This window comes from Corynebacterium sp. UMB10119B, from assembly GCF_030228125.1.
Classification (GTDB): Bacteria; Actinomycetota; Actinomycetes; order Mycobacteriales; family Mycobacteriaceae; genus Corynebacterium; species Corynebacterium pseudogenitalium.
Window position 1 is genome coordinate 423,199 of record NZ_JASPBG010000001.1, and the last position, 21,370, is coordinate 444,568.

Annotated in this window: 21 protein-coding genes; 15 read left to right on the top strand and 6 right to left on the bottom strand. The window is 56.0% G+C overall.

The window, feature by feature from the left end; all coding sequences use genetic code 11:
* Positions 1 to 22: 22 nt before the first annotated feature.
* The 5 genes from QP802_RS02030 to QP802_RS02050 are packed head-to-tail and all read left to right on the top strand — an operon-like array spanning position 23 to position 5,407.
* The gene (locus tag QP802_RS02030) at positions 23 to 1,162 is read left to right on the top strand and encodes a M24 family metallopeptidase (protein WP_070362475.1); all 1,140 of its coding nucleotides are present in this window, start codon (positions 23 to 25) and stop codon (positions 1,160 to 1,162) included.
* 12 nt (positions 1,163 to 1,174) lie between these two features.
* Positions 1,175 to 2,389 (top strand): lipase family protein, encoded by a 1,215-nt coding sequence (locus QP802_RS02035; RefSeq protein WP_284817499.1) that lies wholly within the window; start codon positions 1,175 to 1,177, stop codon positions 2,387 to 2,389.
* Between the two features lie 27 nt (positions 2,390 to 2,416).
* A complete protein-coding gene (locus tag QP802_RS02040; RefSeq protein ID WP_070363522.1) occupies positions 2,417 to 2,956 on the top strand; it encodes an FxsA family protein in 540 nt (179 codons plus the stop codon).
* Positions 2,953 to 4,581 carry an apolipoprotein N-acyltransferase gene (gene lnt, locus QP802_RS02045; RefSeq protein ID WP_284817500.1) on the top strand — a complete coding sequence of 543 codons (1,629 nt, stop codon included), beginning with the start codon at positions 2,953 to 2,955 and terminating at the stop codon, positions 4,579 to 4,581. Before QP802_RS02040 ends, lnt begins: the two co-directional genes overlap by 4 nt.
* Entirely contained in the window at positions 4,535 to 5,407 is an 873-nt protein-coding gene (locus tag QP802_RS02050) for a polyprenol monophosphomannose synthase (protein ID WP_083290780.1), read from the top strand. Before lnt ends, QP802_RS02050 begins: the two co-directional genes overlap by 47 nt.
* A 76-nt stretch (positions 5,408 to 5,483) precedes the next feature.
* Here the strand turns inward: QP802_RS02050 and QP802_RS02055 are convergent, their stop codons facing one another.
* Positions 5,484 to 5,861: an RNA polymerase-binding protein RbpA gene (locus tag QP802_RS02055; protein WP_070477143.1), complete on the bottom strand. Its 378-nt coding sequence runs from the start codon at positions 5,859 to 5,861 to the stop codon at positions 5,484 to 5,486.
* 128 nt (positions 5,862 to 5,989) lie between these two features.
* On the opposite strand from QP802_RS02055, the gene QP802_RS02060 reads away from it, so the two are divergent.
* Entirely contained in the window at positions 5,990 to 6,337 is a 348-nt protein-coding gene (locus tag QP802_RS02060) for a hypothetical protein (protein ID WP_071572633.1), read from the top strand.
* A gap of 6 nt (positions 6,338 to 6,343) precedes the next feature.
* Complete coding sequence (locus QP802_RS02065) at positions 6,344 to 7,054, top strand: YceI family protein (protein WP_070362479.1); 711 nt, start codon at positions 6,344 to 6,346, stop codon at positions 7,052 to 7,054.
* Positions 7,055 to 7,183: 129 nt separating this feature from the next.
* On the opposite strand, the gene QP802_RS02070 is transcribed toward QP802_RS02065, so the two are convergent.
* Complete coding sequence (locus QP802_RS02070) at positions 7,184 to 8,512, bottom strand: SAM-dependent methyltransferase (RefSeq protein ID WP_284804733.1); 1,329 nt, start codon at positions 8,510 to 8,512, stop codon at positions 7,184 to 7,186.
* A 135-nt stretch (positions 8,513 to 8,647) separates the two neighbouring features.
* Here QP802_RS02070 and QP802_RS02075 point away from each other — a divergent pair, with 135 nt between their 5' ends.
* Positions 8,648 to 9,985 carry an NAD(P)/FAD-dependent oxidoreductase gene (locus QP802_RS02075; protein WP_256000175.1) on the top strand — a complete coding sequence of 446 codons (1,338 nt, stop codon included), beginning with the start codon at positions 8,648 to 8,650 and terminating at the stop codon, positions 9,983 to 9,985.
* A gap of 142 nt (positions 9,986 to 10,127) precedes the next feature.
* Positions 10,128 to 11,201 (top strand): magnesium and cobalt transport protein CorA, encoded by a 1,074-nt coding sequence (locus QP802_RS02080; protein ID WP_070362481.1) that lies wholly within the window; start codon positions 10,128 to 10,130, stop codon positions 11,199 to 11,201.
* Here the strand turns inward: QP802_RS02080 and QP802_RS02085 are convergent.
* A complete protein-coding gene (locus tag QP802_RS02085; RefSeq protein WP_284817501.1) occupies positions 11,198 to 11,620 on the bottom strand; it encodes a PaaI family thioesterase in 423 nt (140 codons plus the stop codon). The two genes, QP802_RS02080 and QP802_RS02085, sit on opposite strands and share 4 nt — an antisense overlap.
* 36 nt (positions 11,621 to 11,656) lie before the next feature.
* Between QP802_RS02085 and gndA the strand changes: the two genes are divergently transcribed.
* Genes gndA through QP802_RS02115 form a run of 6 tightly spaced genes read left to right on the top strand, consistent with a single transcriptional unit; the run spans position 11,657 to position 19,248 of the window.
* The gene (gene gndA, locus QP802_RS02090) at positions 11,657 to 13,141 is read left to right on the top strand and encodes an NADP-dependent phosphogluconate dehydrogenase (protein WP_284817502.1); all 1,485 of its coding nucleotides are present in this window, start codon (positions 11,657 to 11,659) and stop codon (positions 13,139 to 13,141) included.
* A gap of 46 nt (positions 13,142 to 13,187) precedes the next feature.
* Positions 13,188 to 14,495, top strand: a complete 1,308-nt coding sequence (locus tag QP802_RS02095; RefSeq protein WP_284817503.1) for a DEAD/DEAH box helicase — start codon at positions 13,188 to 13,190, stop codon at positions 14,493 to 14,495.
* Between the two features lie 3 nt (positions 14,496 to 14,498).
* The gene (locus QP802_RS02100) at positions 14,499 to 15,893 is read left to right on the top strand and encodes a hemolysin family protein (RefSeq protein WP_070477150.1); all 1,395 of its coding nucleotides are present in this window, start codon (positions 14,499 to 14,501) and stop codon (positions 15,891 to 15,893) included.
* Positions 15,890 to 16,942 (top strand): hemolysin family protein, encoded by a 1,053-nt coding sequence (locus tag QP802_RS02105; protein ID WP_070477152.1) that lies wholly within the window; start codon positions 15,890 to 15,892, stop codon positions 16,940 to 16,942. Before QP802_RS02100 ends, QP802_RS02105 begins: the two co-directional genes overlap by 4 nt.
* Positions 16,939 to 17,805 carry a 3-methyladenine DNA glycosylase gene (locus QP802_RS02110; protein WP_256006599.1) on the top strand — a complete coding sequence of 289 codons (867 nt, stop codon included), beginning with the start codon at positions 16,939 to 16,941 and terminating at the stop codon, positions 17,803 to 17,805. The genes QP802_RS02105 and QP802_RS02110 overlap by 4 nt, the downstream gene beginning before the upstream one ends.
* Positions 17,806 to 17,856: 51 nt before the next feature.
* Positions 17,857 to 19,248, top strand: a complete 1,392-nt coding sequence (locus QP802_RS02115) for a hypothetical protein (RefSeq protein ID WP_070477156.1) — start codon at positions 17,857 to 17,859, stop codon at positions 19,246 to 19,248.
* Between the two features lie 84 nt (positions 19,249 to 19,332).
* Here QP802_RS02115 and QP802_RS02120 read toward each other — a convergent pair whose 3' ends face one another.
* The 3 genes from QP802_RS02120 to ftsR form a co-directional block, all read right to left on the bottom strand.
* Complete coding sequence (locus QP802_RS02120) at positions 19,333 to 19,908, bottom strand: MerR family transcriptional regulator (RefSeq protein WP_070362489.1); 576 nt, start codon at positions 19,906 to 19,908, stop codon at positions 19,333 to 19,335.
* Positions 19,909 to 20,032: 124 nt separating this feature from the next.
* A complete protein-coding gene (locus QP802_RS02125; protein WP_168156182.1) occupies positions 20,033 to 20,635 on the bottom strand; it encodes a bifunctional nuclease domain-containing protein in 603 nt (200 codons plus the stop codon).
* Positions 20,610 to 21,353: a transcriptional regulator FtsR gene (gene ftsR, locus QP802_RS02130; protein ID WP_369822173.1), complete on the bottom strand. Its 744-nt coding sequence runs from the start codon at positions 21,351 to 21,353 to the stop codon at positions 20,610 to 20,612. The genes QP802_RS02125 and ftsR overlap by 26 nt, the downstream gene beginning before the upstream one ends.
* Positions 21,354 to 21,370: the final 17 nt, after the last annotated feature.

Below are 21,370 nucleotides of genomic sequence, written 5' to 3' on the forward strand. Positions count from 1 at the left end.
CTAGTGCGCCTACGATGGGCGTATGACTTTCTTCGGAAGCGATACATTTGAACGTCGACGCGCAGCAGCCTGCAAATTTCTTGCGGCAAATCACCTGCGCGCCGTGATCATCGGCCCTGGCCCGGAATTTGAATACCTGACCGGTACACAAATCGATACGCACGAGAGGCTCTCCGCTATCGTGCTCACCGATGAAGGAAACGCTACCGTTGTCCTCCCCAGCACCGACGCTGGCTCCTTCCCCTCAGACGACCCGGCGCTCATCCCCATTGGGTGGCGCGATGGCGAAGACCCCTATGAAATTGTTTATAAACTCATCGCATCGCCTGCCGACAGCGCAACGCCTCCGATCATTGGCCTGGGCAGCACGCTCACCGCGGATCACGTGCTGGCTTTGCAGCGATACCCATTCAAGACCTGTCTTGCGCAGGACGCATTGTCTAGTCTGTTTATGGTCAAGGATGATGACGAGATTGCGCAATTGGCTCAGGCCGCCGAAGCAATCGACCGCGTTCATGCCCTCGTTCCCTCGCTACTTACCCCAGGTATTACCGAGCGCGCTGTGGCTGACGCACTGCACACGGCGATCATGGAGGAGCACACTGCAGTAGACTTCATCATTGTCGGTTCTGGCCCCAACGGCGCAAACCCTCATCACGACTTCTCCGATCGAATCATTGAAGCAGGGGACATCGTCGTCGTCGATATCGGAGGGACGATCGCGAGCGGCTACCACTCCGACTGCACGCGAACGTATCTTGTCGAAGGAGCACCGGGCTGCCAAGAGCAGCTCGATGCCTACGAAGTGCTTTTGCAAGCGCAACAGGCAGCTTGCGACGCCGCTCGGCCTGGAATGCGAGCAGAAGAGCTCGACGCGGTTGCGAGGAACATTATCTCCGAGCACGGGTACGGCGAGTGGTTTACGCACCGAATCGGGCACGGCATTGGGTTGGCTGGCCACGAACCGCCGTTCCTGGTCACCGGCAATGATCTCGTCCTAGATGAAGGAATGGTCTTTTCCATCGAACCAGGAATTTACAAACCAGACAGCTGGGGAATGCGTATCGAGGACATAGTGCATCTCCAGGCAGACGGTGCACACGCGCTGAACACCAGGCCAAAGACCTTGCAGCCCCACCCACGAGACACTCCGAAGATCTAGGAAAGCACATACATGGAGTTCGGCTTAACTCTTCGCACACTGCTGCCGCTTAGCGTTGACCTCTCACATTCACATCCGCTCACAGATGCGGAGTACGGCAAAGCAACTTGGGCAGTCGGCGCTAGTCCTGGCACACTGCTGCAAGCAACGCCGATTCGTCCTATAGGGCTGCAGTACAGGCTCAATCGTGCCAACGCATTCAGAATTGAATACACCACGACCGACGAGCGGGAACGCGTGATGTCTGCTACCGGCGCGGTGTTCCTCAGCAAGCGTCCCTGGCATGGCAATGGACAGCGTCCAACCGTCGCGTTCGCCCCCTCCACCCAAGGCGTTGCCCCGGCATGTGACCCTTCTTACTCCTGCACAGTGGGACTTCGACTTCGACGCAAACCACTGGACCTTATCGCTGCCTACGAGCAGCCTGCGATCAACATGTTGCTCGCCGCGGGAGCGAATGTCGTGTTGACGGACTATCCACGAGATCCCGAAGACAATGTGCAGCTCTATTGCTTCCACCGCGCAGCAGCCCACGCACTCGCCGATGCAGTTCGCGCCAGCGTAGGCCTAGGCTGCAGCGTCGAAAAGCTTGGTCTCTGGGGTTTTTCTCAGGGCGGGGGCGCCGCAGCTTCATGGTTAGAGCAACCCGAGTACTCGCCGGAACTACATCTGCGTGCCGCAGTCGTCGGAGCACCACCTGCAGATCTGCTTGCGATGCTCGACCGCATCGATGGAACGCTTCCGTCCATCATGATTCTTTACGCAGTCGCCGCCCTTCTAGCATCCGACCCAGAGATCACGGAAGAGCTGATGCCCCACCTCAGCCCCGTTGGTATGTCCGCTGTCATCCTTGATGCGAACATCTGTGCAGTGGGCGCGGTCCTCCGACATGCTTGGGCAAGCACCGTACACTGGACGGCAGCAGGTATCCCAATGTCTACGCTCCTCGAGGATCTTCCGAAAACAGCCGCAGCGCTCGACGATCAAGCATTAGGTACTCGTACACCACTCGATATCCCACTCAGACTGTGGGGCAGTAAGCACGACGACATCGTCCCGTGGCAAGTGGTCGCCGAACTAGGGGAGAGGTGGGATAGACCCGTTCAAATGCGAAAACTTCCCAAGCTTCCGGGAAGAACTGGCATCAACCACTTCGCCCCATACTTCCAGCACCTCCGAAAGGACGTCCTGTGGCTATTAAGCCAGCTAGAATCCTCAGGCAAGTAACCGTGTAGTCCGGCTAAGATGGTCGGCATGCCAATCTACATTTTGACGTATTTCCTCGTAGAAGCGCTGGCGTTTTTCCTTGTCGCGAAGTCAATCGGCGTTGGCTGGGCTTTGCTGGCAATCTTCGCGCTGATGGTGCTAGGCGGTGCACTGGCGACGCTCACGCTCCGCGGCGAACTCGCAAAGGCGGCACGTGGCAAAACATCTGTAGGGAAGCTAGCAGGCGACTCTGCGCTTCTCATGGTTGGCTGGGCTTTTTGCATTATCCCGGGCTTCGTTTCTTCAATCCTGGGGTTCTTCTTGGTCTTCAGCCCTACTCGCTCGATACTCCGAAACCACCTTTCACGCTCTCTGCGGCAACGCGTGGAAAATGTTGGAATCAGGATGTACGAATCGACGCCGATGTCCCGAAACTCTGCTTCCTACGGCTCGTTCACGCGGCCAACTCCTGAGCGTGGGGCCAGCGACGATGAGCACCCCGTCATTGACACGGATGAAATTGAAGACTGGCTCTACGAAGAGCACAAACGCCGATCAGAAGGTGGGGAAGAGGGACCACGGTCGTGAATGCGTCACTCCGACTTGTCCTCGCGGTACTTTCCGGCGTTGCGGTTGCGTTCTCCTATGAGCCGTTCGGGTACTGGTTCCTCGCAGTACTCGGCGTTGGTGCGTTCTACCTCGCTCTGATGCCGTGGCAACGTTTTGCTACAGCAGCGAAGCCATCGCCAAGTGCAGCATTTGGCTGCTTGCTCGGGTTTGCCCATGCCGCCACGTGCTACTTGATCCTCCTGCCCTGGATCGGAGCATTCGTCGGCGCGATGCCCTACGTGGCGCTCGCTATCACGCTGGCGCTCTCAGCGCTTATCACTGGCGCGGTTGGCGTCCGCATTGCCCGTTGCCAGTATGGGTTCCTTGCTTTTCCATTTGTGTATATCGCGGTGGAGTTCCTCCGCTCGTCGCTTCCATTCGGCGGATTTTCCTGGGTCCGGCTGGCATGGGGGCAGGTCAATGGGCCTCTGGTGTGGCTATCTTCAATTGGTGGTCCAGCGCTAGTTTCTCTCGCCGCCTGTCTCGCTGGTGTAAGCCTCGTGACGTTTCTCATCACGCGTGGGAGAACCCGCAGGGTAGCTGCGTTAGGTTTCGCGCTCCCGATCGGGCTCGGAGGACTTATCAGCCCGAGTTTCGATGGCGAGGGGACAGAGGCTCAGACGGCACAGGGCAACTCCGTACTGGTCGCAGCGATTCAAGGCAATGTGCCGCGCCTCGGGCTTGACTTCAACGCTCAGCGCAGAGCCGTGTTACAAAATCACGTCGATGAAACTGTTCGCGCAGCGAATGATGCCCAAAAACAAGGTGAAAAGCTTGACCTCGTTATTTGGCCGGAGAACTCGTCGGACGTGAACCCGTTTCAAGATCCTTTGGCGGCGTCGTCAATCGAACGCGCTGTGAGCGCAGTAGGGGCACCGGTGCTGGTGGGGACGCTGACGCGCGACGAGGTCGGTGCGCGCAACACGATGGTCGTGTTTAACCCGGAAACAGGGCCAGGCGAGACGCATCATAAACGCTTTTTGCAGCCGTTTGGCGAGTACATGCCAATGCGCGACTTCTTCCGGAAAATCACGGACCTCGTGGACCTCGCCAGCGATTTCAAGCCCGGCAATGGCCCAGGTGTCGTCCACATGGGAGGCATCCCTGTTGGGATTGCCACATGCTATGAAGTGGCAGAAGACCCGGCGTACCGGATGGCAATTAATAATGGTGCGCAAATTCTCGCTACACCGACGAACAACGCGACTTTCGGGTTTAGCGATATGACCTATCAGCAGCTGGCGATGAGCAGGCTGCGTGCCATTGAAACGGATAGGGCAGTGGTTGTTGCAGCTACTTCAGGTGTGTCAGCAATCGTGCACCCTGATGGAACGGTGAGCCAAGAAACTTCTATATTTGAAGCTAACCACCTGATTGAACGCCTGCCACTACATACAACGCGGACATTTGCTGTGCGTTTTGGGGACTACCTCGAGGCTGCGTTCGTTTGGCTTGGGTTCATGCTCATACTCGGTGCAGCAGTCCGCCGACCCAGGGAGTATGCTAGACAACATTTGAACAACGGCGAGAAACGTTGCTGGAAAAGGAGCAGCCACCGTGGCGAATTCGACATTAGTGATCATCCCGACGTACAACGAGATTGAGAATCTTCCCCTCATTGTTGGCCGGGTTTTCGATGCAAACGATGATGTAGACATCCTTATTGTCGACGACAATTCTCCTGACGGAACGGGGCAGAAGGCCGACGAACTGGCAGAAGCGAATGATCGCCTGCACGTCCTGCACCGTGCTGGCAAGGAAGGGCTACTCGCCGCGTACCGCGACGGTTTCAACTGGGGACTCGAGCGTGACTATGAGGTTATCTGCCAGATGGACGCCGATGGCTCGCATGCACCTGAGGAGCTTCACCGCTTGTTGGAGGAGATCGAAAGCGGCGCAGACGTCGTAATCGGTTCGCGGTATGTGGACGGCGGGGAAGTTAAAAATTGGCCCAAGCAGCGCTACTTGCTTTCCAAGCTGGGAAACGCCTATGTTTCCCTTGCGCTGGGTGGCGATGTTCGCGACATGACCGCAGGTTACCGCGCTTTTCGACGCGAAGTCCTCGAGACCATCGATCTCCAGGAGTTGTCCAACAAGGGCTATATTTTCCAGGTCGATATGGCGCACAAGGCCGAGCTTGCCGGTTTCGACGTTCGCGAAGTACCGATTACATTCGAGGACCGCACGTTGGGCGAATCTAAGCTAGACGCAAGCTTCGCGACAACTTCTCTCTGGGAAGTCACCAAGTGGGGTGCCACCGAAAAGTTTGGCACCGCACGGGAGATGGCGAAAGAGGGATTCCGAATGCTCAGCTACGAGGCCAAGCGCTCTAAAGCAAACGAGCTGCTGAGCAAGGCGAACGACCTGCCTCAGCTCGCGGGCAACGTCGTAGAGGTTGCCAAGGAATTCATCGCTTCGAAGCGTAAGTAACTTCGCGTTGACAGTTAGACGAAAGGCGAGAAGCTACAGAATATGTGGCCTCTCGCCTTCGGGCTATAACTAGCTCTTACTTCTTGTTTTCTGCTGCTTGTTCTTTCGCCAAGCGCGCAGCAGCGCGACGACGTTTCCGCAGCTGTTCAAGGCGCTCTTCAAGCAGCACGTCGAGCTCTTCGATAGTACGGCGTTCGCGAAGCATATCCCAGTGCGTACGGGGTGGCTTCGTCGGCTTCGACTCGACGCCTTCGCCTTCCATAAGGGTGCCGAGCTGGCCGTTCTTGCACATCCATTCCTCTGGAATCTCTGCATCATCTGCGAACGGCACTTCGAAAATCTCGCCGTTCGGAGTGCGGTATCGCGCTTGCTGCCGAGGCGCGAGATCATGGTCTCGGTCCGTCTCGTAGCTCACAGCGCCCATTCGACTTCCGCGAAGAACACGATCAGCCATACTCAATTGTCCCTTCTAAACACATTTAAATGCAGTCGCCCTATTATAACGTTCACCTTTTAGATTTTGTTCCCGCAGTATTGAACCGGACATGCATTCCGTTCAAGGTGTGTATTAGGCTGACCCGTATGCCAGAAAGTGATGTGTACGCGAAGAGCGAATCGCCTACGTGTCAGTGGTGTGGCAAAGAAATGGCTCGTCAGCAGGGAAGAGGACGCCGCCGAAAATATTGCAGCCAGTCATGTAAGCAGCGCGCGTATGAACAGCGTAACTTTGTAGCCGGCACTGCGATTGATGAAGGGGCAGCCATACTTAAACCGGAAACTGTGTCGATGCTCCGCGACAACCTTTTCGTTTTGCGTTGTACAGCGGAAGATATCCGGACAGCGGTGGATGAAGGTGCAAACCCGGATGAATTACGTAACATGTGTGACGAATTAATTGAATTAGCGCGAACAGTTGAGAAGTTGAGGTAAGTACCCATGAAGGAAGTGCAAGCTCCCAGCGACCGCAAGAAGAAGCTCTTGATGGTCATTGTTGCGGGAATTGCGGTGCTCGCGGTCCTAATCGCGATAATCCCATTGCTGCTCAACATGTTTGGTGGCGGTGGAGTCAAGACAGAAGGAATTGATACAGACCGACTTAAACCGGCGGACACTGACATCAACGGCGTTTGGAAGATCCAAAAGCGTCCTGGCGTCAACTCGACGTCCGTTGGGTTCACGTTCGATGAAGTTCTTCCTGGTGAAGCAAAGACGACCTCAGGATCGACGACAGGCGTTGAAGGCGAAGTACATATTGAGTCGGGTGTACTGCAATCTGGCGAAATCGTAGTCGACATGACGAATTTAACTACAGACAGCGATGTTCGAGACAACAACGTACGCCGGAAGATTCTTCACACGGATCAATACCCGACGTCAAGCTTCACGATCACCGAGCCGATTGATCTATCCAAGGTTCCATCAGACGGTTCCGCTGGAACCGTGAACGTGGTCGGAGACTTGACCATCCATGGCGAGACGAATCGCGTCACAGCACCTTTTGACGTAGCCCTGTCTGGCAGCCATCTCATCGTCGCGGGCGATGTACCGTTTGATAGAGCTGACTACGGCGTTGAGACGCCTGAATTTGTCGCAGCGAAGATTGCCGAGAGCGGGCTACTCAATATTCGCCTCAATATGACCAAGTAGACTGTCCAGAATTACCCGCCCAATTACGTCACGTTACGTTATTGGGCGGGCTTCCGCTATCTATATGCAAAGTTGTGGAAATGTCCGATAATGTACATTATGTCAACTAAGACACTCGACCCTTGCTTCTTATCGGCGCCCACCCCGGTGCTTCCGTACCAATACCGCCTGCGCCAGATCCAAGCCCCCTACGGATGCAACTGCTTCGCGAACCGCAAACTGCCAGAGCCATAGTCGGCGAAATACTTCGTCATAGCCATCGGCCGCGGCTTCACGGAGCCGCCCTTCAAACATTTGACGCTGCAAACGAATCGACAACCGAAGATGTTCCGGCGCACGGCTAATACTGATCGCTTGGAGATGCGTTTGCTGTTCAACTAGCTTCAGAAAATCGACTTCATATTGATACTCCATACCTGGCCATACATACGCACCAAGCACCTGAAGCGCACTCCGACACGCTCGGTTCACGGATTTTGATTGCACGCGACGTGCCATCACCGATTGCACACCGATACGCCCGCCTGGAAGTAGCATGCGGTCCATCGCGCGAAGGTACTGCACTTTATCGCGTTTCGGGCATGATTCAAGCTGACTAAATGAAACGATTGCATCATACGGCCCATGCTGCTGGGCCCATTGGGCGTCACCAAGTTTGCCCACGGCAACGCGCACATCGTTCGCAGCGCCATTAAGAATGAGGTATTCCCGAAGATGAGCGGCACTGTCATGGCTAATTGCGAGAGTATCAACCACCACTCCGCGCCCTATCGCGGCCAGAGCCACAGCACCTCCCGAGTTCGGATACTCGAGCATTCTCGTACCGCGCCCTGCACCGACTAGGTCCAGCAACTGCTGAGCGCTCCGCGCCTGTATATCGCCCAAGTCGGCTCGATCCGCATCGAGCGGTGCTTCGTAGGTGGTCACATCGATATAGCGGCGCTTCGCGCCACGCTGTTTGGCACGCTGCTCCGGGTAGGACTTGGTCAGTTTGCGCTCGGTAGTTGCGACACCTGTAGCGAAATGACCCTGGAAAGCACTCACACGATCGCCCGAAAAGTGCTGTACGAGAGAACTCGGCAGCATCGCTCCAACAGTTTCCGGCCGTGGCTTCCACGATGTACGGCGGGGTACGTAGCCCTGCCCCAGCAGCTTCGCAATGACTTCAACAAGTACATCCGATGAGGTCACTGACCACTCGCCTGCCATGTACCCCTCTGCCAGGCCTGTCCAGCCAGCAGCCGCGATTCGTTCAAAAAGCCGCTCATGGTTCACGAGAATGTCGGCGTCGTCACCAGAAAGCGTTACACCCGCGGCGTCACAGGCTCGAGCAAACTCGGCCTCTGCAAGCCTGGCGCGAGTTTTCAGAGCAAACCCATCCAACGGCTGCACTAGCCGTGGCCACTTTGTGGCGTCAACAGTGTGTAAATGCGTTGGTACTGGTTCAGGAATCGGCACGCTTCCCCACCTTACTTGGTCAAACTTTCAGCGGAGTTTTCGACGCTTCATCTCCAAAACCATACCGTTCTAACATTATGGGCGTACTATAAAGGGAAGAAAATTCAAACAGCTTTCCCAAGGAGCGACACTTTTATGACTCAGACACCATACCGCCCCGCTGGAAACCGCCATCACGTCGTGATCGTAGGTGCGGGGTTTGGTGGCATTAACGCTGCTCATGCACTCGCGGATGCAGACGTAGACATTACGATTATTAACCGCACAAACCACTTCATCTTCGCCCCTCTGCTCTATCAGGTAGCGACCGGTCTTCTGTCTGTCGGCGAAATTGCCTCTTCGGTTCGCCAGATTTTGGCAAGCCAGGACAACGTTCGCGTTGTGCGCGGCAATGTTGACGAGATCGATACCGCGAATCAGATCGTCACTGCTTCCGATGATGGTGCGTCGTCACAGTATGCCTACGACTCATTGATCCTCGCAGCGGGTGCAGGCCAGTCCTACTTCGGCAACGATCACTTTGCGGAGTTCGCACCTGGTTTGAAAACAGCCGATGACGCGCTCGAGGTGCGCGCACGCATTCTTGATGCCTTCGAGAAAGCTGAGCTAGCTACTTCCGCTGAAGAACGCGAACGGCTGCTCACTTTTGTGCTCGTCGGCGCCGGTCCAACTGGTGTTGAGCTCGCTGGACAGATCGCCGAGTTGGCGCACCGCGCATTTGCTGGAGGCCAGTACTCGTTCTCACCAGATCAGACCAAGATCCTTCTTATCGACGGCATGCCACAGGTTCTGCCACCATTTGGAAAGCGTCTTGGCCGGAAGGCGCAGCGCGAGTTGGAGAAGGCAGGCGTTACTGTCATCTTGAACGCCATTGTGACTAACGTCGACGCTGAAAGCGTCACGTACAAGAACACCAAGACCGACGAAGAAACCACTGTCTACACTCCAACGAAGATTTGGTCTGCTGGTGTCCAGGCTTCCCCGCTGGGCAAGCAGGTCGCCGAGCAAGCTGGTGTAGAGGCTGAGCGTAACGGCAAGGTGCCGGTAAACGCCGACCTGTCCGTTGGCGAACTGTCGAATGTATTCATCGTGGGCGACATGATGAGCCGCGACCGCTTGCCGGGCGTCGCTCAGGTTGCAATCCAGTCCGGTGAATATGTCGGAAAGATTTTAAAGGCCCAGGTTGAAGACGAGATTACGCCGGAACAGCGCGAGCCATTCTCTTACTTTGACAAGGGATCGATGGCTATCGTCACTCGCTTTAACGCTGTCGTAAAGATGGGCAAGGTCGAAATCGCTGGATTCTTGGGTTGGTTGATGTGGCTCTATGTCCACGTCTCATTCCTCACTGGACTGCGCAACCGGACTGTTACAGCGTTGACGTGGGTTTACAACGCTTTGAGCTCGAAGCGATACAACCTTCCGACGACACCCGGCCAACGCCACGCGAGCTCCGAAAACGCAGAGAACTAAATGACTCTGCTGACGCGCCTCTCCCCTTTGCATGAGGTTGGAGAGGCGCGTTCGTGTTCCGTTCTCGAAGGGCGTAGTATCTCGAGCGTTGTTGTATCCCTCGCCCTTGATTGGCGCGACGCAGGTAGTAAAGGGGGCCACTATGCCACCAAGGATCCCGTTGTCGAGGAAGTCGTCGAAAAGCACGCTTCAACCATCGCGCATACCGGTGAAGGTCCCTCTGGAACGCTCGATCGACTTTTGCAAAGTATTTGTCGACGGCAAGCGCGTCCCTGGCAACTATCGGATTCCACAGGCACTGCAGGTCGCACGGGAGCACGATAACGCGTTTGTGTGGGTCTCGTTGAAAGGTCCGACAGATGAGCAGATGACGAAGATCTCGTCGTTTTTCGACATTGACGATCTGATCGTTGACGACGTAGTCGATGCCCACCAGAGGCCGAAGGTTGAGCGCTACGATGAGCAGCTGTTCATGGTCGTGCGCTCGGTGTATTACCGCGACGATGAGGAAGTTGCGGATGCCCGTGAAATCATTTCCACTGGTGAAGTCCAAATTGTGACCGGTCCGAACTTTGCGATCACGATCCGGCACGGCGCACCACTGCCTGATTTGACTGGCAAACTAGAGAGCGAGGAGGAGCTTGCGGTGCTTGGCCCAAGTGCCGTCGCATGGGTGGTGTCCGACTACATCGTCGATAACTATTTGAAGGTCGCAGACAACCTGAGCCGCGACGTCGATGAGCTGGAAAACGAGGTGTTTACGCCTCGGCGAGACATTAACATTGACAAGATTTACAACTACAAACGTGAGATCTTGGAGATGCGCCACGCGATCGACCCACTTGCACCGGCGTTAAAGAATGGTTTGACCAACAACCGTGATCTGATGCGGAAAGCGCTCAGATCTTACTTCCGTGACGTGCAGGACAACGCGACGATCGTGAGTGACCACCTCTCAGGCTTCGATGAACGCCTTTCCTCCCTGCTTGACGCCTCGGTTGCGAAGGTTTCGATGCAACAGAACTCCGATATGCGTACGATATCTGCAGTAGTTGGTATGGCTGCGGCCCCGACCATGATTGCCGGTGTTTATGGCATGAATTTCGAGAATATGCCGGAATTGGCTTGGAAGTACTCCTACCCGGTGGTGCTCGGCGTAATGATCCTGACCATGGCACTGATGTATTGGTGGTTCAGGAAGAACCGCTGGCTTTAGGGTACGAGGAGCTTCAGATTCGTCAGGGCCACTAATTTGCCTTCGTGATGCATTTCGATGCGCCAGAGGTGGGTTCGCCGCCCGACATGAACTGGGCGCGCGGATGCTTCGATTCGCCCGTCACGGACGCTTCGTAGGAGGTCGGTGTTGTTGTTCATGCCGACAGCAGGTCTGCCAGCTGTCGCCATCGCTGCAACGGAACCTACCGTTTCCGCGAGACCGGCATAGACTCCCCCGTTGACGATCCCGGCAGGCTGAAGATGCTGGGGTCCGACGTCTATATGTGCAGTTACGCACTCTGGGCTACACGCCGTGATCACCATTCCGATCGTGTTGGCGTAACCGTTGTTGTATTCGTTGAGGATCCGCAATTCTTCCTCGTTGAGCTCGCGATCAACTTTTTCGAATAGAAAACTCATTCCGTTCTTTCCTCTCAGCAGCGTAGTATTGTCTGCATGACTACCACCGAGCATGATACGAATCAGTCCCAGACTCATCTCGCCCAGATCGGCGTTGTCGGTATGGCGGTGATGGGTTCGAACCTAGCACGTAATTTCGCCCGCAACGGACATACGGTTGCTATCTACAACCGGTCCCCTGAGAAGACTCGCGCCGTAATGGCCGAGCACGGGGATGAGGGCTCGTTTATCCCATCTGAAACGATTGAGGACTTTGTTGCCTCGCTGGAGCGTCCACGCCGTGCTGTCATCATGGTCCAGGCTGGCAAGGCTACGGATGCAGTGATCAATCAGCTCGTCGAAGCGATGGATGAGGGCGATATCATCATCGATGGCGGTAACTCGTTGTTCACCGATACGATCCGCCGTGAGAAAGAAGTCGCTGAAAAGGGGCGCCACTTCGTCGGCGCAGGTATCTCTGGCGGCGAGGAAGGTGCACTGCTTGGTCCTTCGATCATGCCTGGTGGTCCTGTCGAGTCATGGGAGGCGCTTGGCCCACTCCTTGAGGATATTGCCGCGAAAGTCGATGGCGTTCCGTGCGTGACCCACATTGGCCCAAATGGTGCCGGACACTTCGTCAAGATGGTGCATAACGGCATCGAGTACGCCGACATGCAGGTCATCGGCGAGGCATACCATTTGCTTCGCTACGCAGCTGGGTTGGAGCCGGCGGAGATCGCTGAAATCTTCTCCGAGTGGAATGAGGGTGACCTGGATTCCTACCTGATCGAGATCACCGCTGAGGTACTGAAGCAAGTCGATGAGCAAACAGGCAAACCGTTTGTCGACGTCGTTGTGGACGCGGCTGGCCAGAAGGGCACGGGTCGCTGGACTGTGAAGGAGGCCCTAGACTTGGGCGTCCCAGTCACTGGCATCGGCGAAGCAGTGTTTGCTCGTGCGCTTTCTTCTTCTACTGCGCAACGCACCGCGGCCTTGGAGGCCAACCTCCCTAGTGGCATAGAAGCTTCGTTCGCTGACCTTGGTCTGGACAAGGCGCAGTTCGTCGAGGATGTCCGGCGTGCTCTGTACGCCTCAAAGCTCGTTGCGTACGCGCAAGGCTTTGATGAAATTTCTGCGGGTTCCGAAGAGTACGACTGGGGTCTGAAGCCTGGTGAGCTGGCGAAGATTTGGCGTGGTGGCTGCATTATCCGCGCGAAGTTCCTCGACCGCATCACCGAGGCGTATGAGAAAAACCCTGAGCTGCCATCACTGTTGCTCGACCCTTACTTCCGCAATGAGCTGGAGGGCGGCGTCATTGATGCGTGGCGTCGCGTCGTCATAACGGCTACGCAGCTCGGGCTTCCGGTTCCGGTATTCGCGTCCTCGCTCTCCTACTACGATTCCTTGCGTGCAGACCGCTTGCCTGCGGCGCTGATTCAGGGACAACGTGATTTCTTCGGTGCGCACACCTACAAGCGCGTCGATATGGACGGCACGTTCCATATCGCGTGGTCTGGCGACCGCAAGGAGCTTCGTTCCTAAGCGTGGCGATAGCACCTGACCGCAAAAAGGCACTAGGGTGTTTGCAATGAAAAGTTTTGCCGATCTCGGCCTTCCCCACCCCCTGGTGCGCGCGCTCAACGCAGAAGGAATTACTCGGCCGTTTCCAATTCAGGAAGCGGCTATTCCTGATGCCCTAGCAGGCAGAGACGTGCTTGGGCGTGGTCCGACCGGCTCCGGCAAGACTTTTACGTTTGGTTTGCCGATGTTGGCGCGTCTGAGTGGTGCGCCAAGTCAGCCTGGACGGCCCCGTGGACTTGTGCTCGCACCGACGCGTGAATTGGCAAGCCAGATTCAACAGCGATTGAACAGCCCCGCGAGCGCACAAGGCCTTCGCGTGCTGGATGTAGTTGGTGGCGTCAATATCAATACGCAGATCCGCGCTTTGGCGGCACCAGTCGACCTCTTGGTGGCGACACCGGGCCGTGCAGAGGATCTATTGCAGCGTGGCGTCCTCGATTTTCGGGCTCTGGAGATCGTCACGCTTGATGAAGCCGACCAGATGGCCGACATGGGCTTCATGCCTCAGGTCATCAAGCTTGTCGACCGAGCGCCAAAGGATTCCCAGAAGTTACTGTTTTCTGCAACGCTCGATGGCGATGTACAGAGAATCGTTGACAGGTACATGCATAATCCGGTTACGCACTCCACAGCTCCAGCGAAGTCAGCTGTAAAGACCATGAAACACTTCGTCCTGTTGTGTGGCAGCCGCGAGTCGCGCAATGCTCGAGTGCTGGAAATCGCCGCACGCGAAGGCAAGACGATCATGTTTATGCGCACGAAGCATGGTGTGGACAGGCAGGTGAAGAAGCTTCGTCGCGCCGGAGTTCACGCGCAGGGAATTCACGGTGACAAAGGTCAAGGTGCTCGAACTCGCGCACTAGAGGGGTTCGCTGATGGTTCAACTCCAGTCTTAGTTGCGACGGACATCGCAGCACGCGGAATCGACGTTTCGGGAGTCTCACTCGTTGTCCACATCGACCCGCCTGCAGAACACAAGGCATACTTGCACCGCGCGGGGCGTACAGCGCGTGCGGGCACTGAGGGCAACGTTGTTACGTTGGTCATGGATGAACAGCGTAAGGAGGTTCGCTCGCTTCTAAACAAAGCTGGAGTGCGAGCGACCGAAGTCCGGGCGCTGGAGCTCACACCTGAGGTCGTTGAGATCACCGGAGCTCGGCAGCCGTCTGGGAAGCCCCTGCCACCGCCTGGTGGCCAGCCACCACATCAGCGAAAGAACCACAACGCAACCAGGCGTTCGAAACGCCCCAGTGCGAATGCTCAACGACGACGGTCGACGGGAAGGAGCGGTAGGCGTCGGACGCCTCGGTCATAGTCGATGGATATAGTCATTTCAATCTTTGCTCTTTTGGGCTTCATCTTGTTGACGGCCTCAACGGGCCTGTTCGTTGCAATCGAGTTTGCAATGACAGGACTCGAGCGCTCAACTATCGATGAGCACGTCCGGGAGGTCGGCGACCGCACGGCGAAAGCCGTCGCTCGAGACCACGCGAACCTTTCGTTCGTGTTGTCAGGCGCGCAACTCGGTATTACCGTGACGACGCTCGCAGCTGGCTTCCTCGCCGAGCCGGTGTTGGGCAAGTTCTTCACCCCCCTGCTTGAGCTCGTTGGTCTGAGTGAAGCGGCCTCAACGACAGTAGCGCTGATCCTTGCGTTGGCGATTGCGACATTGCTCTCGATGGTTTTTGGCGAACTTGTTCCAAAGAACATGGCGATTACGGATCCGCTGAAGACTGCGCGGGTCGTGGTACCTCCTGTGAATGCGTTTAATACCGCAGCTGGTTGGTTTATTAAGTGGCTCAATTCTTCGGCGAACTGGGTTGTGCGAAAACTCGGGATTGAGCCAGCAGATGAGCTAGCCTCCGCTCGTTCTGGTCAAGAGCTGGGTGCGGTGGTCCGAAACTCGATGGAGTCTGGAGACCTTGACGCAGATACCGCAGCGGTGATCGACAGATCGCTGCAGTTCGGAGAGACCACCGCCGAAGCCGTGATGACGCCACGTTCAACCATTAATGCGCTTGACGCTGAGGACACCGTAGCGGATTTGATTGCGTTTGCACGTGAGACAGGCCATTCGCGCTTCCCCGTCCGCCGCGGTGACTTGGACGACACAATAGGCGTGGTCCACATCAAAGACGCCTTTTCTGTAGATAAGAAGCAGCGTGCAACCACCAAGCTGTCAACGCTGGCCAAGCCAGTTCCGTTTATCCCCGGGACGCTTGACGGCGATGCGGTGCTCAACAGGGTTCGTTCCGCGGGCTCACAGGTAGTGCTGGTTGCGGATGAGTTCGGCGGAACGCAAGGTCTGGTCACGATTGAGGACGTGGTCGAGGAGATCCTCGGTGAGGTGTACGACGAGTACGACGACCGCGAATCCGAGCGGGACTTTTTGCACGTCGGAACGTCGTGGGAGATTTCTGGTTTGGTGCGGCTCGATGAACTGCAGGAGGAGCTCGGTTATGTTGCACCCGAGGGGCCTTACGAAACTCTTGGAGGACTGATTATGTCAGCACTTGGACATATCCCAACAGTTGGCGACAAAGTAGTGCTCCCCTCCGGTACAGCTGATTTCCAGGAACAGTTTGAAACAGGCAGCGCCGGCCACTGGCTCGCAAGGGTTTCCACAATGGATGATCGCAGGATCGACAGGGCAATTTTGAGTCCGATTTCTCCAGAGGAAGCAATCGAGTTTCAGAGGAGGTCAGCACAGTGAATATTTGGGTAGCATTCCTTCTCATTTTGGTCCTGCTGGCGCTCAACGCGTTCTTCGTTGCGTCAGAGTTCGCACTCGTGTCCTCCAGGCGCGATCGATTGGAGTCAATGCAGGCACAAGGCAAGACAAATGTTACTGGCGTGCTGTACGCGACGGAACACCTCTCGATTTACCTCGCAGGTGCCCAACTGGGCATCACCATCGCGTCGCTCGTGCTCGGTAAGGTCGCTGAGCCTGCGGTTGCACACTATGTTGAAGTTCCGTTTCTCGCGATGGGGTTGCCGGGTGAGTGGCTGCATCCTGTTTCCTTCGTGATTGCGCTGGCGTTCATCTCCTTCTTGCATATTTTGTTCGGCGAGATGGTGCCGAAGAACATTGCGATTGCCGGACCAGAGTCAACTGCTGTTTGGCTTACCCCCGCTATGACGCTTTGGATGAAGGCCACGGGGCCGTTTATTCGCTTCTTGAACTGGGTAGCGCGTAAGACGCTGGCTCTGTTTGGTATTGAACAACGCGATGAGCTTTCATCCACTGTGGACCAGAAACAGCTGGCAAACATGATTCGTGAATCACGCGAAGAGGGTCTTCTTGACGCTGAGGAAACAGCTCGCCTTTCAAAGGCGCTGCGCTCTGAGTCGAGGAACCTCAAAGAGGTAATGATCCCGCTCGATCGTCTGACAACCATCCCCTTTTACCCTGAGGGCGTCGCGCTTTCGATAATCGAGCAAGCTGTACGTGAAACCGGATATTCGCGCTTCCCCGTTGCTAGGCCTTCCGGCATTCTCGTTGGATATATTCACGTGAAGGACATTCTGGACCTGATGGAGTCCGATGAGGATGATCCACTGGTACCGGTGAGCCGCATCCGCCCATTGATGGTGATTGATGGCTCTGAGTCGCTGGATAGTGCGCTGACGTCGCTGCACCGTCGCTCTGCACACATGGCTCAGGTCCGCGATCAAGGTCGCCTCGTTGGCGTACTTGCTCTTGAGGACGTCATTGAGGAGTACGTGGGCACGGTCGCAGACTGGACCCACGAGAATTCATGATTCGTACGTTCCTGGAGTCAGCCGAATACGAGGCTCGGATCGCGTCGCATGAGGAACGTGCGGCCGGATTCGTCGAGCCACACCTAGCTCGCCGTCGTCGCGCACAGAAGCACCCGGTGTGGGACTTCCTGTTCGACTACTACAGGTTCCGCCCCACACACCTTAAGAAGTGGCATCCTGGCGCAAATACAGTGCTTCTCGACGCCTCTACGCTTCCTCAAGCTTCATGGCGCGACTACCAAGTTGTAGACAGCAGGCACGTGTGCGCAAACATCGCGTCGTTTCTTGAGCACCGTGAACAAGACGTTCGGGAAATTGACGAACTACTTCGCGCGACAGCCTCTCGTTCGGCGCACTTTGACTGCTTCGGTTTGCATGAATGGGCAATGTTGTACCGCGAGGAACGCCCTCGTCATGATCTTCCGCTTCGTCTCGGAGCAGACGGCACGAACTCAGTGGTTGAATCTCATCAGCTTCGATGCAGCCACTTCGACGCGTTTCGTTTCTTTACTCCCCCAGCTCGCCCCCTCAACGTTGTGGCGTTGCGGAGGGAAGACCAGGTATCGAGGGAACAACCAGGCTGTGTGCACGCCACCATGGATCTGTTTAAGTGGGCTTTGAAACTGGGCCCATTGGTCCCTGGTGAGCTCCTCCTTGACTGTTTCGAATTGGCCAAGGACGCGCGTCGCCTCGATATGGAGGCATCCCCGTACGACTGCCGGGAACTCGGCTTCGACATCGTTCCTGTGGAGACTACCGAGGGAAAAGCCACGTACGTGCAGCGCCAACGAGCGCTCAGCGCGCGTGGAGAAGAATTACGCTCCCGGCTCGTCGCTCTCCTCGACGTAGTTCTAGGGCGATAGACTGTGTGACAACGCTAGACGGGTTGTACACGAAGTAAGGACGGTATTGGCATGGGCCGACATTCTGATGGCAAGAGTAACTATCGCTTGTCCGGTGGAGCGATCCTGGTCATTCTGGTCGCGCTCGCTGTGATTTTGAGTGCCATTTTGATGATGAAGCTGAAGCCAGAACAGTCCGATGATGCTTCTGAAGCACAGTGCGTGTCTGGAGAACTCTCACTGCCAGTAGCGTCTACGGAACGATCGGTCGGTGAAGCGATCGTAGCCGCGTACAACGAGTCGCACCGTGTTGTGCGGGACTACTGTATGCAGGCAGAGCTCGTCGATAAGGTCGAGGACGCAGCTATCCTTCTCGCTCCGGAAACCGCGAACCCAGACGCCGTACTTAGGAACGCAAAACGCTCGGCGGCGGTACCTGACCCACAGATTGTTTACGCAGCACCTCTCGGCGTGGAGGGGCAAACTTCTACTGATCCAGCGACACTTAAGCTGGAGTCAGTGCGATTTGTGTTGCCTGAACGCTCGGATGCCTCTGTTGCTGTTGCGTCATTGCTTGCCAAAGATGAGGCAGGCGCCGTAGATGTCCTACAACAGCAGGCAGTGGAAGATATAGAGTCAATCCAAGATGAACAGAGTCTATACGCAGCAGCTATTGAACAAGCATCCGGTGACCGGGTTTTCACATCGCTAGATGCAGTTTTGAACTACGTCGGTATCCCGCTGAACAGTACTGATAACGTCGATGAGAATAAGTCTCGCGCCGGGCAGGACCTCATGAAGTACGCGGCGTCAACGTTGAAAACTGATAGCAAATCACAGGTGGTTGATGTCCCTGATCAGGTTTGGTCCCAGGTGGCAGAAATTCCGGTCGATGAAACAGAAAAGGAACAGAAAGAAGTTGGTTCCGAGAACCAACAGCAAGCTCTGGACACGTTATTCCTGTACGATACGTCAGATGCGATGCAGCCTTTCAAGCCAGCAGTCGACACCGCGATACGCGATGCTGCATACCGTGTCACCGAATCTGGCCATCAAGTAGCGCTTTGGAACTACTCTTCCCCACTGAACCCTGGTGTAACGAAGGGTTGGCGCAGCAACATTGCTATGACCAGTGATGCCGAGGACGTCGCATACACCGCCAGCTTGCTTGGCACCGGCGGTGCTCCGCAGACTCGGGAAGCGCTCTTCGCTGCCGCCGATGCCATGCGTGAGCTCGATCGCGATATTCGCATCGTGTTGATTACCACCGGCACCGCCGATGATGATGGTTCACCACAGGCGGCAGCAGCACTGCAGGACCGGCTCGGTGAGCGAATCAAGCTTGACGTCGTTCGTGTAGGCGATAGCCCTGCAGATACGGCTGTGACAGATGTCGCATCCGTGGTGAAAGAGGCTCCATCCGCTGAGCAGGTCAGTGCCGCTCTGACCGCCGTTGTGGACTAACCACTTGCGCTAGACCCACAGCAGTACGAAAGGCTGCAGCCCCGCCGGGGAGTAAACGGCGGGGCTGCAGCCTTTCAGAACTCTCTAGGAAGACTTACGACGGCGACGATCTGCGAGTTCATCGAACCCGGCAGGCTGAGGGTCATTGAGTTCGGGATTGATGGTTTCTGCTGGGAAGTCAGCAATTGTGCCAGTCAGATCCTTCATAATCTGCGGGACCGCGATACCAAAGACACCCTGGCCGCCGCCGAGAAGGTCAATGACCTCCTCGTTGCTGCGGCACTCGTACACCGTTGCGCCATCAGAGACCAACGTGATCTCGGCGATGTCATTCACACCCCGGTTACGGAGCTTATCCACGGCTAGGCGAATGTTTTGCAGTGAGATCCCGGTATCCAAGAGACCTTTCACGATTTTCAGAACCAGAATGTCCTTGAAGGAGTAGAGGCGCTGGGAGCCGGAGCCCTTTGCGCCACGGATTGAAGGCTTCACCAAGTCAGTGCGCGCCCAGTAATCGAGCTGGCGGTACGTGATGCCTGCTACCTGGCATGCAATCGGAACTCGGTACCCCACTTCGTCAGAAGGCCCGATATCAAACAGCGTTTCCTGAACAGGCCCTTCCACTGCGGAAAGTTCAAGCTCTTGTTGCAGATCGCTCATTTTCCATACTCCCGTTTTCTATTGTCTCGGCTAACAGTATTTGTACTGATAGCTTAGGCATTTGACTCTATCAGCTCGGGCCGACACGCCGAAGTCTCAACCTTTACTTTACATTGAGGGAGGTTTAGTTGGCAGCCCCGTCTCCATCTTCATCATCAGAAGTAAAAAGATCATCCGCGCCAAGGCTCTTCATCAGCTGCTCAAAATCGCGGTCTGCTTCTGGGTCACCGCTTGCGGAAACACTTCCGTCTTCAGCGTCCCCTTCGACAACGGGAAGATCAAGGTCAAAGATACCTTTCGCATCTGCCGCGGAAATCCGTATGCCGGCTTGCCGCAAAACCTGAGGGTCAACCTCGAGAGCAATATCCCCTGTCCAAGCCAAAAGCAGCGCGTCGGACATGCTCGTGTCTACTTTGCTGCCAGTACTCAGCAACACCTCGGCATGAAACACGCCTTCGTAATAGCTCGCAATGCGCACGGCCTGCACTTGAGCGCCGAGATCCTTTAACGTTTCCAAATACGTTTCGTAAATACTCGGGTTCAGGGGGCCTACATCATCAATGAGCGCGGCCAGTTTGCCTCCAGAAAATGGCGAAAGCCAAATTGGCAGGAATAGATTCTGCTCTGGTGTGTGCAGCAACGCGCACAGAAAGTGTTCCGGGCCGACCGGGTAGACCCCGAGCAAATTCAGCGACCGCATCTCAGCGCCCGGAATTTCGCAGCTCATTCTTGAGCAGCGAAGCATGCAGTGATACGACCAGGGCAGAAAGCTGCTGTCCAAGTTCTTCCGCCTGCTGTGCTGAATTTTCCTTACCGGACTTCGCAACGGGTTCCGTTACTTGAGAGATGAGATCAGCCTGGCGACGAGCCATAGTCCGCAGCGTCTTGAGGTGGCGAGAATCCAAACCGAATTCCGCTAGAGCCATGGCTGCAGTAACCACGCGAACGTCGTCGGCGGTGAAATGACCAGCCACATCAGGACCGATCAATCCATCACGCACAAACTCGTCGACAAGTTCTTGGTCTGCTTGAGCCTGCTCGGCAACGTCAAGGTCGCTCAAGTGCGTCGAAGTTGGTGCGCGGAAGCTATCTGGAGAAACTAGTGGATCAGCTTCGCTCGCGCTCATGATCGCGGTAACCTGACCGGAATCCATGGCCTCGAGCTGCTCGCGGATCACCTTTAATGGAAGGTAATTGTCTCGCTGGGTAACCAAGATGTAGCGAAGTCGCTCGACATCATCACTTGTAAAGCGCCGGTATCCGGACGCAGTGCGTTGTGGAGTGATCAGGCCTTCGGACTCAAGAAAGCGAATCTTCGACACAGTCACATCGGGGAACTCTTCCCGCAACTGTTTCAGGACAACACCAATGGACATGGTCTTTGTCCCTGACGGGGCGACGGTGGCTCCCATTTGCTCTGTAGCAGCTCGACGTATTGCACTCACGGTGATGATTAATCTCT

What these genes read in the sequence shown, in the direction of transcription:
- QP802_RS02030 (WP_070362475.1), top strand. Translation starts at nt 23, where the DNA reads ATGACTTTCTTCGGAAGCGATACATTTGAACGTCGACGCGCAGCAGCC.
- QP802_RS02035 (WP_284817499.1), top strand. Translation starts at nt 1,175, where the DNA reads ATGGAGTTCGGCTTAACTCTTCGCACACTGCTGCCGCTTAGCGTTGAC.
- QP802_RS02040 (WP_070363522.1), top strand. Translation starts at nt 2,417, where the DNA reads ATGCCAATCTACATTTTGACGTATTTCCTCGTAGAAGCGCTGGCGTTT.
- QP802_RS02055 (WP_070477143.1), bottom strand. Translation starts at nt 5,861, where the DNA reads ATGGCTGATCGTGTTCTTCGCGGAAGTCGAATGGGCGCTGTGAGCTAC.
- QP802_RS02060 (WP_071572633.1), top strand. Translation starts at nt 5,990, where the DNA reads ATGCCAGAAAGTGATGTGTACGCGAAGAGCGAATCGCCTACGTGTCAG.
- QP802_RS02065 (WP_070362479.1), top strand. Translation starts at nt 6,344, where the DNA reads ATGAAGGAAGTGCAAGCTCCCAGCGACCGCAAGAAGAAGCTCTTGATG.
- QP802_RS02075 (WP_256000175.1), top strand. Translation starts at nt 8,648, where the DNA reads ATGACTCAGACACCATACCGCCCCGCTGGAAACCGCCATCACGTCGTG.
- QP802_RS02080 (WP_070362481.1), top strand. Translation starts at nt 10,128, where the DNA reads ATGCCACCAAGGATCCCGTTGTCGAGGAAGTCGTCGAAAAGCACGCTT.
- QP802_RS02085 (WP_284817501.1), bottom strand. Translation starts at nt 11,620, where the DNA reads ATGAGTTTTCTATTCGAAAAAGTTGATCGCGAGCTCAACGAGGAAGAA.
- gndA (WP_284817502.1), top strand. Translation starts at nt 11,657, where the DNA reads ATGACTACCACCGAGCATGATACGAATCAGTCCCAGACTCATCTCGCC.
- QP802_RS02095 (WP_284817503.1), top strand. Translation starts at nt 13,188, where the DNA reads ATGAAAAGTTTTGCCGATCTCGGCCTTCCCCACCCCCTGGTGCGCGCG.
- QP802_RS02100 (WP_070477150.1), top strand. Translation starts at nt 14,499, where the DNA reads ATGGATATAGTCATTTCAATCTTTGCTCTTTTGGGCTTCATCTTGTTG.
- QP802_RS02110 (WP_256006599.1), top strand. Translation starts at nt 16,939, where the DNA reads ATGATTCGTACGTTCCTGGAGTCAGCCGAATACGAGGCTCGGATCGCG.
- QP802_RS02115 (WP_070477156.1), top strand. Translation starts at nt 17,857, where the DNA reads ATGGGCCGACATTCTGATGGCAAGAGTAACTATCGCTTGTCCGGTGGA.
- QP802_RS02120 (WP_070362489.1), bottom strand. Translation starts at nt 19,908, where the DNA reads ATGAGCGATCTGCAACAAGAGCTTGAACTTTCCGCAGTGGAAGGGCCT.
- QP802_RS02125 (WP_168156182.1), bottom strand. Translation starts at nt 20,635, where the DNA reads ATGAGCTGCGAAATTCCGGGCGCTGAGATGCGGTCGCTGAATTTGCTC.